This window comes from Oscillibacter sp. KLE 1728 (assembly GCF_934833455.1).
Lineage (GTDB): Bacteria > Bacillota > Clostridia > Oscillospirales > Oscillospiraceae > Oscillibacter > Oscillibacter welbionis.
Genome location: NZ_CAKVVF010000005.1, coordinates 1 through 15577, shown reverse-complemented (window position 1 = coordinate 15577; position 15577 = coordinate 1). Strand labels below are relative to the sequence as shown.

General features: G+C 61.5%; 16 protein-coding genes and 1 pseudogene. 11 read left to right on the top strand and 6 right to left on the bottom strand.

Going from position 1 to position 15577, the window contains the following annotated elements; all coding sequences use genetic code 11:
• Nucleotides 1–396: hypothetical protein (locus QVE23_RS01020; protein ID WP_502919050.1), on the bottom strand; the 396-nt coding region annotated here is incomplete at its 3' end.
• Nucleotides 397–560: 164 nt separating this feature from the next.
• Here QVE23_RS01020 and QVE23_RS01015 point away from each other — a divergent pair.
• A complete protein-coding gene (locus QVE23_RS01015; protein ID WP_025544843.1) occupies nt 561–1172 on the top strand; it encodes a single-stranded DNA-binding protein in 612 nt (203 codons plus the stop codon).
• Here the strand turns inward: QVE23_RS01015 and QVE23_RS01010 are convergent.
• From QVE23_RS01010 to QVE23_RS01000, 3 genes are all read right to left on the bottom strand, one after another.
• Nucleotides 1124–2386: an MFS transporter gene (locus QVE23_RS01010; RefSeq protein WP_287967444.1), complete on the bottom strand. Its 1263-nt coding sequence runs from the start codon at nt 2384–2386 to the stop codon at nt 1124–1126. The two genes, QVE23_RS01015 and QVE23_RS01010, sit on opposite strands and share 49 nt — an antisense overlap.
• Nucleotides 2387–2567: 181 nt before the next feature.
• Nucleotides 2568–3221 carry a TetR/AcrR family transcriptional regulator gene (locus tag QVE23_RS01005; RefSeq protein WP_021749829.1) on the bottom strand — a complete coding sequence of 218 codons (654 nt, stop codon included), beginning with the start codon at nt 3219–3221 and terminating at the stop codon, nt 2568–2570.
• Nucleotides 3222–3334: 113 nt separating this feature from the next.
• Complete coding sequence (locus QVE23_RS01000) at nt 3335–3853, bottom strand: NUDIX hydrolase (protein WP_021749828.1); 519 nt, start codon at nt 3851–3853, stop codon at nt 3335–3337.
• Between the two features lie 182 nt (nt 3854–4035).
• Between QVE23_RS01000 and QVE23_RS00995 the strand changes: the two genes are divergently transcribed.
• From QVE23_RS00995 to QVE23_RS00980, 4 genes and pseudogenes are all read left to right on the top strand, one after another.
• On the top strand, nt 4036–5313 hold the full coding sequence (locus QVE23_RS00995) for a redoxin domain-containing protein (RefSeq protein ID WP_025544764.1): 1278 nt from the start codon (nt 4036–4038) through the stop codon (nt 5311–5313).
• A gap of 221 nt (nt 5314–5534) precedes the next feature.
• Nucleotides 5535–6002, top strand: a pseudogene (locus tag QVE23_RS00990) (RNA polymerase sigma factor); the annotation flags it as partial.
• Between the two features lie 72 nt (nt 6003–6074).
• On the top strand, nt 6075–6950 hold the full coding sequence (locus QVE23_RS00985; protein ID WP_119310726.1) for a DUF4367 domain-containing protein: 876 nt from the start codon (nt 6075–6077) through the stop codon (nt 6948–6950).
• 6 nt (nt 6951–6956) lie between these two features.
• Complete coding sequence (locus QVE23_RS00980) at nt 6957–7379, top strand: hypothetical protein (RefSeq protein WP_119310725.1); 423 nt, start codon at nt 6957–6959, stop codon at nt 7377–7379.
• Between the two features lie 54 nt (nt 7380–7433).
• On the opposite strand, the gene dpaL is transcribed toward QVE23_RS00980, so the two are convergent.
• Complete coding sequence (gene dpaL, locus QVE23_RS00975) at nt 7434–8648, bottom strand: diaminopropionate ammonia-lyase (RefSeq protein ID WP_119310724.1); 1215 nt, start codon at nt 8646–8648, stop codon at nt 7434–7436.
• Nucleotides 8649–8866: 218 nt separating this feature from the next.
• Between dpaL and QVE23_RS00970 the strand changes: the two genes are divergently transcribed.
• From QVE23_RS00970 to QVE23_RS00955, 4 genes are all read left to right on the top strand, one after another.
• Nucleotides 8867–11116, top strand: coding sequence for a heavy metal translocating P-type ATPase (locus tag QVE23_RS00970; RefSeq protein ID WP_287967442.1), 2250 nt, complete (start codon nt 8867–8869; stop codon nt 11114–11116).
• A gap of 33 nt (nt 11117–11149) precedes the next feature.
• Nucleotides 11150–11500: a metal-sensing transcriptional repressor gene (locus QVE23_RS00965; protein WP_021749760.1), complete on the top strand. Its 351-nt coding sequence runs from the start codon at nt 11150–11152 to the stop codon at nt 11498–11500.
• Between the two features lie 15 nt (nt 11501–11515).
• Nucleotides 11516–11710 carry a heavy-metal-associated domain-containing protein gene (locus tag QVE23_RS00960; protein WP_119310722.1) on the top strand — a complete coding sequence of 65 codons (195 nt, stop codon included), beginning with the start codon at nt 11516–11518 and terminating at the stop codon, nt 11708–11710.
• Between the two features lie 347 nt (nt 11711–12057).
• A complete protein-coding gene (locus tag QVE23_RS00955; protein WP_287967441.1) occupies nt 12058–13083 on the top strand; it encodes a G5 domain-containing protein in 1026 nt (341 codons plus the stop codon).
• A gap of 73 nt (nt 13084–13156) precedes the next feature.
• On the opposite strand, the gene QVE23_RS00950 is transcribed toward QVE23_RS00955, so the two are convergent.
• A complete protein-coding gene (locus QVE23_RS00950) occupies nt 13157–13840 on the bottom strand; it encodes a YjjG family noncanonical pyrimidine nucleotidase (protein ID WP_119310720.1) in 684 nt (227 codons plus the stop codon).
• A gap of 139 nt (nt 13841–13979) precedes the next feature.
• Here QVE23_RS00950 and rsmA point away from each other — a divergent pair, with 139 nt between their 5' ends.
• Together rsmA and QVE23_RS00940 are read left to right on the top strand one after the other, a co-directional pair.
• Entirely contained in the window at nt 13980–14846 is an 867-nt protein-coding gene (gene rsmA / locus QVE23_RS00945; RefSeq protein ID WP_276896550.1) for a 16S rRNA (adenine(1518)-N(6)/adenine(1519)-N(6))-dimethyltransferase RsmA, read from the top strand.
• Between the two features lie 90 nt (nt 14847–14936).
• Nucleotides 14937–15577: phosphoenolpyruvate carboxykinase (ATP) (locus QVE23_RS00940; protein ID WP_287967439.1), on the top strand; the 641-nt coding region annotated here is incomplete at its 3' end.

Sequence of the window (15577 nt, the reverse complement as noted above, 5' to 3'; positions counted from 1 at the left end):
CTGCACCTGACGGACAACGGAGCCGGCCATGGGCTTCATCATCATGCGATAGAAAAAGCCCAGCTTCTCCGGCGCGTAGCCGCCCTGGAGATAGAACAGACGCCCGCCGCTGTCGCTGTATCCCCCGTTGATCCGGGCCTCGGTCCAGAGGTCGCCGTTCCCCTGAGGCGAGACCCCCACAATGGCTGCCCCCCGGATGGTATAGCGGTCCATGGCGCTCTGGAGGCCCTTCACCGTGCCGGCCATCAGCCAGCCCATGTAGAAGATCTCCTCGCCCCGCCGCAAGCTCTTTCCGGCCTCCTTCAGGCTGTATGCCGGCACGCCGGTCCTTTCCGCCAGCATCTGGGCATACCGCTGGGTGTGCCCGGTCTGGGATGTGTAGACGATGGCTTTCATCGCTTCCCCTCCTTGTGGAACGGCGGTGGGCCGCCGGATTCATGGCTTTATTATATACGCATTCCGCCCCGGAGGCAAGGACCTGTTCCGCCGCCGGGGATTTTCAGGTCTATCCCGGCCGCGGCTCTCATAAGGTGTACCATCACGACCGAGAGGTGGACAACATGACGACTCAGACCCGCAACGAGGTGCTGCTGGAGGGGATTGCTCTGGAGGCGCCTGCACTCTCCCATGAAAACCACGGCACCCGGTTTTATCGCTTTCCCCTGCAGGTACCCCGGCTCTCCGGCACTCCGGACACGCTGCCGGTGCTGGTGCCGGAGGCCCTGCTGACTGCGGTGCGGCTGGAGGACCCGCTCCGGGTCCGGGGGCAGCTGCGGTCCTTCAACAACCGCTCCGGCGTTGGGAATCGGCTGGTGCTGACGGTGTATGCCCAAGCCATGGAACCCGGGTCCGGAGAGCCCTGCAACCGCATTCTGCTCTCCGGCGCCCTGTGCAAGCCCCCCATCTTCCGCCGCACCCCTCTGGGCCGCAGCATCTGCGACCTGATGCTGGCGGTGAGCCGCCGGTACGGCCGGGCGGACTATCTGCCGGTGATTGCCTGGGGACAGCTGGCGGTCCAGGCGGCCCGGCTCCAGGTGGGGGACACGCTCAGCCTGGAAGGCCGGGTCCAGAGCCGGACCTACCGCAAGGTCCTGGAGGACGGCACCGCCCAGGAACGGGTGGCCTACGAGGTCTCCGCCATGCACCTGCTGGAGCCGGAGGCGGCAGAGTAAGCCACCCGCCGGGCCGCCGCAGCGACGATCATGGCCCCGCAGGCCGCGCCCAGCAGCACCCAGCCCTCGCCCCCGGCCAGCTGCTCCAACAGGACCCCGTAGAGAGCCTGCCCCGCCGGCTGGGCGCATAGGGAGACGGTCAGCAGCAGAGACACCACCTTCCCCACCAGCGTGGCCGGCGTCTGAGCCTGAATGTGGGCCAGCATGGTCACGGTGAACAGCGCGGCGCAAGCCATCAGAACGAAGCCCGCAGCCGTCAGCACAGCAAAGGCCGCGACAGCCCCCACGCCTGCCAGCAGGCAGAGCCCCATGGGGATGAGGCAGACCCCGCAGGCCAGCAGCGTCAGCCAGGACCGGCGGACTGTCAGCCGGGGACCCAGCAGTCCCGCTGTCAGGCCCCCGGCCAGGCTCCCTGCCGCCATGGCGGTCTGGTTGAGGCCGTACCAGGTGTCCCCCAGCCCCAGGGTCTGTTTGATGAGCACCGGCATACTCACCACCAGCAGCGCGCTCAGCAGCAGGTTGAAGGCGCTGACCAGGGCGATGTACTTCAGGATCTCCGGCCGTTCCTGCCGGAGGAAGGTCCCGCTCTCCGCCAGATCCGCTCTGGCGGTCTGCCAGACGCTGGCTCCAGTGTGTCTTGGCGTATGGGGGATCTGGATGAACAGTTCCATCACCGCCGAAGCAAAGAAGCAGGCGGAGGCCCCCGCCAGGACCGGTGTCACGCCGAAGGCGCCGTAAACCAGGCTCCCCAGCAGCGGTCCCAGCAGGCTGGACAGGGCGCTGACCTGGTTGATGACGGCGTTACCGTCCACCAGCCGGTCCGGCGGGCACAGCAGGGGCATGCTGGCCTGCACCGCCGGCTGGTATGCCCCGGAGATACCATACAGCAACATCATGGCCGCCACCAGCACCGGCACCAGGGGCAGATGTCCCAAGGCCAGCGCCGTCAGGGCCACCAGGGCGCAGGTGAAGAAGTCCAGCACCACCATGATCCGCTGCTTATGGAGACGGTCCGCCACCACGCCGCCCAGGGGCGTCAGCACCACCATGGGCACGAACGCCGCGGCGGAGCACAGGCCGAACAGGCTCCGGGAACCGGTGACGTCCAGCAGATACAGCGGCAGGACGAATCGCAGCACGGCGTTACCCAGCAGGGAGATGATCTGTCCAATCACCACCAAGGTGAAGTCCCGGTGAAACAGCTTTTCCCGCATCTCAATTCCTCCTCCCGTTCTCTCCTGCCAGCAGGGCCAGACCCAGCAGCCACAGACAGGCGGCCAGGTCCTGGGGCAGGAGCCGATCAGTTTGTCTCATACGCTCCTCCTTTTCATACATTTGGTTGGTATGTATTTATGTGAAAAAGAAGCTGCCCTGTCGGGCAGTTTCTTCTGTTGTTTACAGCCGTTCCTGGGACAGGCGGCAAAATCGCTCCCACTGATTCAACAGCTCCTGATCCAGCAGGTCCAGGCCCATGCTCCGCAGCATCTGGTCGTATAGCTCCATGCGGCGGCGGGTCTTCTCCGGCGTGGCAGGGTAGATCATGGGATTCAGCCACACGTTTGACAGGAGAAGCAGCAGCTCCCCCAGTTCCTCCGGGTAGTCCGTCCGGATGGAGCCGTCCGCCACCGCCTCCCGCAGGACGGGCTCCATGTAGTTGGGCAGGACCTCCCCGATCATGCTCTCCAGCAGGATGCTCATCAGCTTGGGGTTCTTCAGCATATTGGGCGCCAGCACGAACAGGTCCGTCTGGTCCGAGTTCTCCAGGGATGCCCGGAACATCTTCTGCAGCTTCTCCGCTCCGGTCAGGCCGGGATCGTCCCGGACCGTCCGCATCCAGGCCTCCGTCTGCTCTCCCATCCGGTCCGCGATGGCAAGGAGGATCTCCTCCTTGCCCTTGAAGTGGTGGTAGATGGCCCCCTTGGTCAGTCCTCCCAGATTGTCAATGATGTCCTGGAGGGTGGTGTGCTCATATCCCTTTTCCATAAACAGCTTCGCGGAGACCGCCAGGATCTTTTCCACCGTCTCCTCCGGGTGCTTGTTTCGGGCCATACCGGTCCTCCCTTGTATACATACCATCAGTATGTTTTGTTTATACCATGTCTAACGTCCCCTGTCAAGGCCGTTTTCCGAAAAAGCACTGAAGCTTCGGTCCAGGCGGAGCTTCATTTGGTGCAGAAGCCGAAGGTCCCCCGCATGTCGAACAAAAACGCCAGAAAGCTTTTGGGATAGTCGATGAACTCCCCCCGGTCCACCATGTCCAGGATTTCCGGCAGCTCCGCCCAACGGGCCCGGGCCACCTCCTCCTTTTGGAGCGTCAGCTCCTCCAGGCCAAGGTCCCGCTCCACCAGGAAGAAGTCATCAAAGCCGCCGTCGAAGTTCACGGTGCAGGAGGGCCGCACTCCCGTCAGGTCCAGGGCCACGCCCAGCTCCTCCCGGAACTCCCGCTCCGCCGCCTGGCGGCTGGTCTCTCCGGCATCCACGCCGCCGGCGGCAGACACATCCCATGCCTCCGGCCAGACGGCCTTTTCCCGAGACCGCTGCTGGATCAGCAGGCGGCCCCGGCTGTCGAACACGCAGATATGGACCACCACCCGGTATTCTCCCTCCCCCTTGGGGGCGTAACGCTCCGCCGTCCGGCCCAGAGGGAGCCGGTTCTCGTCGTACAAATCCACCATTTCCATTGCAAAGTGCCTCCCTGCCGCCCGTTGCGGCCTTGTTTTCCACTCTTTATCTTGACCGCCCCGTTCCCCGCTGTCAAGAGGATTCTTCCGTGTTTCCCGGAAGATGTGGCAAATCCCTCTTTACAGCGGCCGGAAAACCCGGTATGATGGCGCCATGACTTCATATTCAGGAGGATGTCCCCATGGGCTTTTCCATTGAGACCAGCGTATCCGCCGTCACTGTCTTTCTGCAGGGCGCGCTGAGCTTCTTCTCCCCCTGCGTGCTGCCGCTGGTGCCGCTGTACGTCAGCTATCTGGCCGGCGGCGCCGCTGTGGTGGGCGAGGACGGCGTCCGCCGCTATCCCCGGGGAAAGATCTTCCTCAACACCCTCTTTTTCGTGGTGGGCATCAGCTTCGCCTTCTTCCTGCTGGGGCTGGGCCTCACCGCCCTGGGGGAGTTCTTCCACAACTACCAAGTGTGGTTCGCCCGGGCCAGCGGCGTCATCATCCTGCTGTTCGGCCTGTACCAGCTGGGGCTGGGCAAGCGGACCATGCTGCTGGAGCAGGAACACCGCCTCCCCTTCCATCTGAACAAACTGGCTATGAACCCGGCGGTGGCCCTGGTGATGGGCTTCACCTTCAGCTTCGCCTGGACGCCCTGCGTGGGCCCCACCCTCAGCAGCGTCCTGCTGATGGCCTCCTCCGCGGAGTCCTCCGCTGCGGGATTTCTTCTGATCGGCGTGTACACCCTGGGCTTCGTACTGCCCTTCCTGGCAGTGGGACTCTTCACCGGCACGGTGCTGGATTTCTTCAAGTCCCACCAGAATGTGGTGCGCTACACGGTGAAGATCGGCGCGGTGCTGCTGATCGTCATGGGCATCCTGACCCTCACCGGCGCCACCGGCGGCATCTCCGCAGATCTGGCTGCCGGCTCCGGCACGGTGCAGGAAGAGCCCGCCGGGAACAGCGGCGAAGAGGCGGCCCCCTCCGGCGATTCTCAGGAGGAGCACAGCGGGGCGGACAGCCAGGAGATCCCCATGGTCCCCGCTCCGGACTTCACTCTGACGGACCAGTACGGCCAGACCCACACCCTCTCGGACTACCAGGGGAAGACGGTGTTTCTGAACTTCTGGGCTACTTGGTGCGGCCCCTGCAAGATGGAGATGCCGGACATCCAGGCCCTGTATGAGGACTGGGACGAGAACGCCGGGGAGCTGGTGGTGCTGGGCGTGGCCGGGCCCAATATCGGCCAGGAGGGCAGCGCCGAAGACATCACCGCCTTCCTGGAGGAAAACGGCTACACCTATCCCGTGGTGATGGACGAGACGGGCACGCTCTTCTACCAGTACGGCATCAGCGCCTATCCCACCACATTCATGATCGACACGGAGGGCAACGTCTTCGGCTACGTCCAGGGCGCCGTCAGCCGGGAGGTCATGGACGACATCGTGGAGCAGACCAGGACCGGGCAGCGCAGATGATCCATCCAGGCCGCCGGGGCCGCACATTCGCGGTTCCGGCGGCTTTTTCCCGTGCTGCGGAGAGCGCTTGCAAAAAAGTTGTAAACCTGCGGCAATTTGTGTTAGAATCAAATTCGTACCGCGGCCCGCTCCGGCGGCGCGGCACCCCGATAGATAGAAAGAGAAGGGGGACGCCTATGGCGCATAACGATTCTTTTGATTAACCGCGATTTGAAGCCCTCTACCGGAAGCTGTATCCGGACCTGCTCCGCTGTGCGGAGATCGCCCTGCGGACTGGCGGAAGCTGGTACGTCTCCGTCGCCGGGCGTGCGGAAGAGGTGGTGCAGGAGCTGTTCGCCTTCGCTTGGGAGCATCAGGCAGATCTTTGGAGCAGCGCCTCGCCCACGGGATGGCTGTACCGGGTCCTGCGCTATAAGGTCCTGGAGCTCCTGAAAGAGGACCGCTTCTGGCGGAAGCACCTGATCCGGGCCGCCGGCGAGATGCCCGCTTCTCCAGAGGATGATTTCCAGCAGCGGGCGGAGATCACCAGCATCCTCACGCCGGAGGAGTACGAGATCCTGCGGAAGCTCTATCTGGAGAAGTACACCTACGAGGAGCTGGCGCGGGAGATGGGGTTGAAGAAGTCCGCCCTGGCCATGCGGGTCAAGCGTTCAAAGGAGCGGTTCGTCAAACAGTGGAACCGGCACTAAAAGTTTTTCCGCCGCCCCTGTGAACAAGCGGGGCCGAAACGGTCATTATAGATACAGAGGAGGTTCCCGGAGATGCCATCAGATCGAAATACGGCGTATCCTTTCCTGGAACAAATGCGCACCGAAGAGCTGGAGGCTCTGCTCCAGCAGGAATTCACGGCTGCGGACGGCGGTGAGCCGGACGTGGACTACATCATGGCGATTATGGAGGTGATGAAGCAGCGGGATGCGAATCCCCCGGCGGCGGAGGCCGACGTGGACGCCGCATGGCGGGATTTCAAGGAAAATTATCAAGGACAGGCTTCTGCCTATGAGACTGAGGTCCTCCCGGAGCGTGACTCATCCCATCTTGACCAAATCACCTCCCCTTCCCCCAAAAAGAAAAGCCGCCGGATTCTGCGGGCAGCCGTCATCACGGCCGCGTGCATTGTGATTCTGTGCGGCGCTGCCTCCGCCTTTGGGTTCGACATCCTCCAGGCGTTCGCGGACTGGACCGCGGAGACCTTTGGATTTGTGACGCCGGGGCAGGAGGAAGCGGAAGTGCCGCAGGATCCTTACCTGGAGTTGCGACTTGCAGTAGCCGAGGAAACGGATTTGCCGGTCGTGCCGAATTGGGCGCCTAATGATACTAAGTTAGTAGGCGCTGTTAGTATGATAAAACGAACTGATGGCAACCGGATCCAAGCGGTATACTCTGTAAATGGGGAACGTTTTACAGTAAGAATCCAAATCTACGATTCTGTCCCGGATGTCTATACGGGAATATATCAAAAAGATAGTAGTGAGGAGATTGTTGAATACAAAGTTTCTGATATAACTCATTATTTAATGAATAATAATGGTCACCTTTTGGCCACTTGGGTAAATGAAAATATTGAATGTTTCATCCAAGGAAACTTGTCAAAAAGCGACTTAGAAAAAATCATAAATTCTATTTATGAGGAGTAATTTTAAATGAAGTACAAGTCTCTTCGTCTTTTGTCCTCTCTTTTTGCCATTGCCTTGCTTTTCAGTATGATTCCTATGGCGCATGCTTCATCCACAAGAGCCAGTGACTATTTTGCTTATACAGATGTATGGGCAACCCCATTGGGTGGTGGCAGAGTTGCTGTCGAATTTGATATTAATGCCACTGATATTATGCAAGAACTCGGAGCTGAAAAAATTTATATTTGGGAACAACAATCTGATGGTTCTTATGAGAATGTAAAAACATATAGCTCAGGTTTGATTGACAAAAACACTGCTGACGCATATCGGATGATTACATATTATGGAACTTCCGGTGTTAAATACTATGCGACTGTTGTTCTTTATGCCAAAGATAGTTCCGGTAGCGAAAAACTTTATAGCAATACTAGGGTCGTAACCGCCTAAACCGAAAACAAACCGGGGGAAGCAATGCTTCCCCCGATTCTTTTTTATTCTTTTTTACACCGTCGGATATTCGCCGTCCCACAGCACCTTGCGGAACTTCATGGGATCTGTGTTGCCCTCCGTGGAGAACAGCAGCACCTGGCTGAACCGGTCCAGGCCGATGGCCTCCCGCAGGTCCTGGTACTCGTCCGTCTCCATCAGGGCCGCGATCAGGCCCATGCCCACCGCGCCGGACTCGCCGGAGATCACCGTGGGGTCGCCCTTCACCGGCACGCCCAGCATCCGCATGCCCCGGGCGCTGACCCAGTCCGGGCAGGAGACGAAGGCGGAGACATGGTTGCGCAGAATGTCCCAGGAGAGGATGTTGGGCTCTCCGCAGGCCAGGCCCGCCATGATGGTCTTGAGATCGCCTTCCACGATCCTCGGCTGTCCATCCCCTGCCAGGGCGCCCTGGTACAGGCAGTCTGCCGCCCGGGCCTCCATCACCACGAAGGTGGGAGGATCGTTGGGAAACAGATTGGTGAAATATCCGATCACTGCTCCGGCCAAACTACCCACACCGGCCTGCACGAACACGTGAGTGGGGCGGTTGATCCCCACCTGCCGCAGCTGCTCCGCCGCCTCGTTGGCCATGGTGCCGTAGCCCTGCATGATCCAGGCGGGGATCTCCTCGTACCCCTCCCAGGCGGTGTCCTGCACCACCACGCCGTGCTTGGTCTCGGCGGCCTCCGCCGCGGCCATGCGGACGCAGTCGTCGTAGTTGACTTCCTCGATGGTGACCTGGGCGCCCTCCTTGGCGATATTCTCATACCGGGCCTGGCTGGAGCCCTTGGGCATGTGGACCACTGCCTTCTGGCCCAGCTTGTGAGCCGCCCAGGCCACGCCCCGGCCGTGGTTGCCGTCCGTGGCGGTGAAGAAGGTGGCGTGGCCGAACTCCTGGCGGAATGCCTCGCTGGTCAGGTAGTCGTAGGTCATCTCGCTGACGTCCCTGCCCATCTCCTTGGCGATGTACCGGGCCATGGCGAAGGAGCCGCCCAGCACCTTGAAGGCGTTGAGGCCGAAGCGGAAGGACTCATCCTTCACGAACAGGCCGCCCAGGCCCAGGTACTTGGCCATGCCGTCCAGCCGGGCCAGAGGCGTGATGGAATACTGGGGAAAGCTGCTGTGGAAGAATCGAGCCTTGGCCACGTTCCCCAGGGACATGATGGAAAGCTGCCGGTCGTCGCTCTTGGGCATCCGATTGGCGACCCATTTGATCGAATCTCTCATAATCCTCACCATACAAAATTTTTTAGTTTCACAAATTTTTTGTTAGATTTCATATTCATCATACCATAGTTCCCCCGGTTGTCAAGGGGTTTTCCGGATTCCACGGCATTTTTTCACAGCCGAAAATTCCCCCCTTGACAAATACCCCCTAGGGGTATATAGTAGGTCTCAGAAAGAATACCCCCGGAGGGTATCTCTCCGGCAGATTGGAGGTTCCTATGCGAGAAGAAAAATACGACATCTCCGGGATGCACTGCGCCGCGTGCAGCGCGTCCGTGGAGCGGGTCACCCGGAAGCTGCCCGGCGTGGCGCGCAGCGAGGTGAATCTCACCACCGGTATCATGACCATTGCATACGATGAAAGTCAATGCACCCAGGAGCAGATCGTGGCCAAGGTGGAGAAGGCAGGCTTCGGCGCCGCCCTGCACCTGGAGCACCCGGCCCCCGCCACGGTCCAGAATGCTGAGGATGCAGAGACCGCCGCCCTGAAGCGGCGGAAGATCGAGCTGATCGCGGCGGCGGTGTTCTCCGCGGTGCTGCTGTATGTGTCCATGGGGCAGATGCTGCCCTTCGGGCTGCCAGCTCTGCCCCTGCCGGACCTCTTCTCCATGCACACCCATCCCACGAATTTCGCGGTGCTGCAGCTGATCCTGGCCGTGCCGGTGCTGTACTGCGGCCGGAACTTCTTCCAAGGGGGCCTCAAGTCCCTCTTCCACGGCAACCCCAACATGGACTCCCTGGTGGCCATCGGCTCCGGCTGCTCCTTTGCGTACAGCCTGGTGATGACCTTTCTGATCTCCGACGATCCCAGCTACGTCCACAATCTCTATTATGAGTCTGCCGCCGTGGTGCTGACTCTGGTGTCCCTGGGCAAGTTCCTGGAGAGCCGGAATATGCAGAAGACCAAAGGCGCCATCACCGCCCTGATGCAGCTGTCCCCGGACACCGCCATCCTGGCGGACACGGGCCGGGAGGTGCCCACCAGCCAACTGAAGGTGGGCGACGTGGTGCTGGTGAAGCCCGGCGCCCGGGTCCCGGCGGACGGCACCGTCACCCAGGGCGAGAGCAGCGTCAATGAGGCCATGCTCACCGGCGAGAGCCTGCCGGTGGAGAAGGCCGTGGGCAGCGAGGTCATCGGCGGCAGCGTCAATGAGAACGGCGTGCTGTACGTCCAGGTGACCCGTACCGGCGACGACTCCACCCTCTCCCGCATCATCCGGTTCGTGGAGGACGCCCAGGGCCGGAAAGCCCCGATCTCCAAGACCGCCGACAAAGTGGCCGGTGTGTTCGTGCCGGTGGTCATGGGCATCGCGCTGCTGGCCGCCGTCATCTGGGCCATCGCCGGGCAGCCCTTCTCCTTTGTGCTGCGGGTGTTCACATCGGTGCTGGTCATCGCCTGCCCCTGTGCCCTGGGGTTGGCAACTCCCACCGCCATCATGGTAGGCACGGGCCTGGGGGCCAAGCATGGTATCCTGATCCGCTCCGGCGAGATTCTGGAGATCACCCACAGCGTGGACACGGTGGTGCTGGACAAGACCGGCACCGTCACCGAGGGCACCCCCGCCGTGACGGAGGTCCTACCCCATCGGTGTGAGGCATCCGACCTGCTGTCCGCCGCGGCGGCGGTGGAGGCGGTGTCCGCCCATCCCCTGGCAACCGCCATCACCGCCTACGCCCAAGAGCATGGCTACGGCGGCACCGCCCGGCCGGAGAGCTTTGAGAACCTGTCTGGCCGGGGCCTGAAGGCCGTGCTGGGCGGCGAGACCGTCCTGGCCGGCAACCGCCGATTGCTGGAGGAGCACGGCGTGGACGTCTCCTCTCTGGCATCTGATGCGGAGCGCCTCTCCGCCCAGGGCCAGACCCCCATGTACTTCGCCAGGGGCGGCACCCTGCTGGGCCTGATCTCTGTGGCCGATCCGGTGAAAGAGACCAGCGCCGCCGCCATCCAGAAAATGCGCGGGCAGGGCATCCGGACCGTGCTGCTGACCGGCGACAACCGGGCGGCGGCGGAGCACATCGGTTCCCTGGTGGGTGTGGACGAAGTCATCGCCGAGGTGCTGCCAGAGGAGAAGGCCGGCGTGGTGGAGCGGCTCCAGTCTCAGGGCCGCAAGGTGATGATGGTGGGCGACGGCATCAACGACGCCCCGGCCCTCACCGCCGCCACCGTGGGCTGCGCCATCGGCAGCGGCAGCGACATCGCCATCGAGTCCGCGGACATTGTGCTGATGCGCTCGGACCTGCAGGATGTGCCCCGGGCCATCCGGCTCTCCCGGCTGACCCTGCGGGACATCAAGCAGAATCTCTTCTGGGCCTTCTGCTACAACACCATCGGTATCCCCATCGCGGCGGGCCTGCTGTTCGCCTTCGGCGGCCCTCTGCTGTCCCCCATGTTCGCGGGGGCGGCCATGAGCCTCAGCTCCGTCTGCGTGGTAGGCAACGCATTGCGGCTGGGCCGGGCCAAACTGTGATTTGACGGGAAACGGGAAAAAGGAGTATTCTATATGGAAGATCAGACTTTGCAGGCAGTCCCCGCCGCCGAGGCACCGGCGGAGGAGACAGCGGCAGGCTGTCCCTGCCGCCACAAGCACCGGGAGGCCCCGGAGTACGACTCCCTGATCCGGCGGCTGAACCGGATCGAAGGCCAGGTCCGAGGCGTCCGGGGCATGGTGGAAAAAGAGTGCTACTGCACGGACATCCTCACCCAGGTCTCCGCCATCCAGTCGGCGCTGAACGCCTTTTCCCGGGAGCTGCTCAGCAACCATATTCACTCCTGCGTGGTGCAGGACATCCAAAACGGACATCTGGAGGTCGTGGACGACCTTCTGGTCACCATTCAAAAACTGATGAAATGAAAAGGAGCACTCAATATGACTACGATTTCTGTCCCCGATATGATGTGTGAGAACTGCGTCAAGCGCATCACCAACGCCCTCACCGCCGCGGAGCTGAAGTTCTCCGTCTCTCTGGACACCAAGACTGTCACCATCGACGGCTGCGACAACTGCGTCAAGACAGCCGTCAGCGAGCTGGAGGATCTGGGCTTCACGCCGGAGGTCCGCTGAATCCCTTGAAAACAGAGGGGGTTCCCCAACAGGTCCCGCGTCTGAACAGACAGGCGCGGGGCCTGTTTTTTTGCGTCGGTTTTATGTCACCAATTTGTTACTTTTTTTATTTTTTCTCCAGACTTTTGCACAGCTCGACCGCGTTGTTTTTCTGCAAAGTGGGAGACATAACACCGTAACCCCCACAAAAACTTGACAAAAGTGGGAAGCCGGTGTATACTAGCCCCAGTTTTCCAATCGGTAACAAAAGTTACAAGTTGTTTTCATTCAGGAAAACACCGAGGTATAGACCTTCCAAAACCAGGGAAGACTGGCATGGAAGACCTTTTCTGAGGAGGTATCTGATTTTGAACACACATGCTTTTGAGAAAAAGCTGCACAGCCTCAAGGCCCGGTTCGGTCTGCAGCTCTTTGTGCTGGCCGCCGTTGTCTGCACCAGCTGGATCGTCACCGATCACGCAAACGCCGTGTATATTCTCACCGGTCCGGAGGACGCCGCCATCGTGCTGAACGAGGAGGAAGTCCGGGAGGGCGAGATGTCCTCTCAGCTGGTGTACCTCTCCAGCGGCCAGAGTGGCTATGACATGGCCCTGACCGCCGGACAGGAGGTCACGGTCACGCACGACGGCAGCACCGTCACCGCCAAGGCCCGCAGCGAGACTGTGGCAGAGCTGCTGGAACGGCTCCACATCACCCCCAGTCCCCTGGAGATGGTAGCCGTGGATCTGGACGAGGACAGCGCCGAGCTGACCATTGCCTCCGAGCTGACCTATTACGACCAGGTGGAGGAGCCCGCCACCTACGAGACAGTGCGGGTGGCCAATCCCTCCCTGCCCAAGGGCACGGAGAAGGTGGTCCAGGAGGGCGCCGACGGCGTCCGCACCTCCATCTACGAGGTGGTCTGGTCCGGCGGCGAGGAGATCTCCCGCCAGTTCGTGGATGAGCTGGAGAGCACCGCCGTGAATGAAGTCGTGGAGTACGGCACCGCCGTCGCCTCCACCAGGGCGGGCGTCGCCAGCGTCTCTAAAAACGCCGACGGCAGCGGCATCCTGACCCTGACAGACGGCACCACTCTGAACTTCTCCGGCGTGAAGTCCATGACCGCCACCGCTTACACCGCGGGCCACGGCGGCGCTGACTACACCACCGCCACCGGCACTCTGGTCAAGGTGGGTACCGTGGCTGTGGACAAGAACGTTATCCCCCTGGGCACTAAGATGTATATCGTGGCGGCCGACGGCTCCGTGGTCTACGGCACCGCCGTGGCGGCGGATACTGGCGTGCGGGGAAATATCGTGGACCTGTACTACGACACCTATCAGCAGTGCATCAACTTCGGACGGCGGACGTGCAATGTCTATATCCTGGAGTGATGAAACTGCCCGCAGAGGCACATTCTGAAAAGAGGTCCCCCGCTTTTGGCGGGGGACCTCTTTTCAATCGCGCTCACAGCCGCTCCAGCAGGGGCGGAAGCTCCGGCAGGGCCCCGATGGTATAATCCGCCGGGATGTCCGGCCGGGGCGGCAGGTACTGGGGATTGTACCAGCAAGACCGCAGGCCGACGTTCCGGGCGCCCCGGATGTCGGAGGTCAGGCTGTCCCCCACCATCATGGCCTCCGCCGCATCAAAGTCCGGGATCGCCGCAAAGCAGGCGTGGAAGAAGGCCGGGCTGGGCTTATAGGCCCCCATCTGTTCGGAGATGAAGATGTTTTGGAAATAGCGGGCGATGCCTGCGCTCTCGATCCGGCTGTTCTGGACCTCGGGAGTGCCGTTGGTGGCCAGATACAGCTCATATCTTGTGTGCAGGGCCTCCAGCAGTTCCTGGGCGCCGGGCACGAAGAAGTGGCCCTGGGCCAGTTGTTCCTCATAAAGCTGGCAGACCTCCTGCGGAGCAGCACGGATCCCCAGCTCATCAAACAGCAGCTGGAACCGCCGGACCAACACCTGGGGCCGGGTCAGCTTCCCCTCTTCCAGCAACTCCCACTGTCGGCGGTTCAGGACGTGATAACGGTCCAGAACGGCGTCCGTGGGGTCTACATGAAAGTGCCGCAGGGTCTGGGAGAGCGCCTGCCGCTCCGCCCGGTGGAAGTCCAGAATGGTGTCGTCCAGGTCCAGAAAAATGAATCGCATCTGCATCCCTCCTGGGGATTTTTTGATGCCACCAGTTTACCGGATCAGGCGGTATTTTGCAAGGACCATTCCCTCGCCGGGATGGGGTTGGCAGACCCGCAAAAATTTGATATACTGCTGAAGAAAGGCGGGATCAGGTATGAATCTCTGTGACTACAACACCATCCGGGACCTGCTGGCCCGGCATGGGTTCCATTTCTCCAAATCCATGGGACAGAACTTTTTGATTGATCCGGAGGTGCCCCGCCGGATCGCGGAGGCCTCCGGCGCGGACGCAGGCTGCGGCGTGCTGGAGATCGGCCCGGGCATCGGCCCCCTGACGGCGGAGTTGGCCCAGCGGGCCGGGAAGGTGGTGGCCGTGGAGCTGGACCGGGCCCTGCTGCCGGTGCTGGCGGAGACCATGGCCCCCTATCCGAATGTGGAGGTCGTGCCGGGGGACGTGCTGAAACTGGACCTCACGGCCATCGCGGCAGAGAAGTTCCAGGGCCTCACGCCTATAGTCTGCGCCAACCTGCCCTACAACGTCACCTCTCCCATTCTGGAAAAGCTGGTGGAGTCCCCCTGCTTTACTGCCTTCACGGTGATGATCCAGCGGGAGGTAGCCCAGCGGCTGTGCGCCCCACAGGGCTCCTCTGAGGGCGGCTCCTTCTCCCTGTTCCTCCAGTACTACATGAAGCCGGAGCTGCTGTTCGACGTGCCGCCGGAGAAGTTTCTCCCCGCTCCCAAGGTGACCTCCGCCGTGATCCGCTGCGTCCGGCGGGAGCGGCCCGCCGTGGATGTAGCGGACGAGGGCTTTTTCTTCAAAGTGATGCGGGGCGGCTTCCTGCTGCGGCGCAAGACCCTGGCCAACAGCCTCTCCGCCGCCCTGCCGGGGATTCCCAAGGAATCCATCCAACAGGCCATCGCCGATATGGGCCTGCCTGCCGCCGTCCGGGGGGAACAGCTGACGCTTGAGGACTTCGCGGCCCTCTCCGCCGCGCTGGGGCGGGAGGCGGATGGAGATTGACTTTATCTCCCGCACCGTGTATGATATTGATACGAAAAATGCCCCTCCGCCGCGCCGGCTGGAAGATTATTCAGAAACGAGGTCATTCAAATGGCAACCATTGATCTGAGTAAATATGGTATTACTGGTACCACGGAAATTATCCGCAATCCCTCCTATGAGTTCCTGTTTGAGGAGGAGACCAAGGCCGGCCTGGAGGGCTATGACAGGGGACAGGTCACCGACCTGGGGGCCGTCAACGTCATGACCGGCATCTACACCGGCCGCTCCCCCAAGGACAAGTTCATTGTGATGGACGACACCTCCAGGGATACCGTGTGGTGGACCTCCGACGAGTTCAAAAACGACAACAAGCCCGCCTCTCAGGAGGCTTGGGATGCCTGCAAGAAGCTGGCGCAGGAGCAGCTGTCCAACAAGCGTCTGTTTGTGATGGATGTGTTCTGCGGCGCCAACCACGACTCCCGCATGGCCATCCGCTTCATCATGGAGGTGGCATGGCAGGCCCACTTCGTCAAGAATATGTTCATCCAGCCCTCTGCTGAGGAACTGGAGAACTTCGAGCCTGACTTCATCTCCTACAACGCCGCCAAGGCCAAGGTGGAGAACTATCAGGAGCTGGGCCTGAATTCCGAGACCGCCGCTATCTTCAACCTCACCTCCCGGGAGCAGGTCATCCTGAACACCTGGTACGGCGGCGAGATGAAGAAGGGCATGTTCTCCATGATGAACTA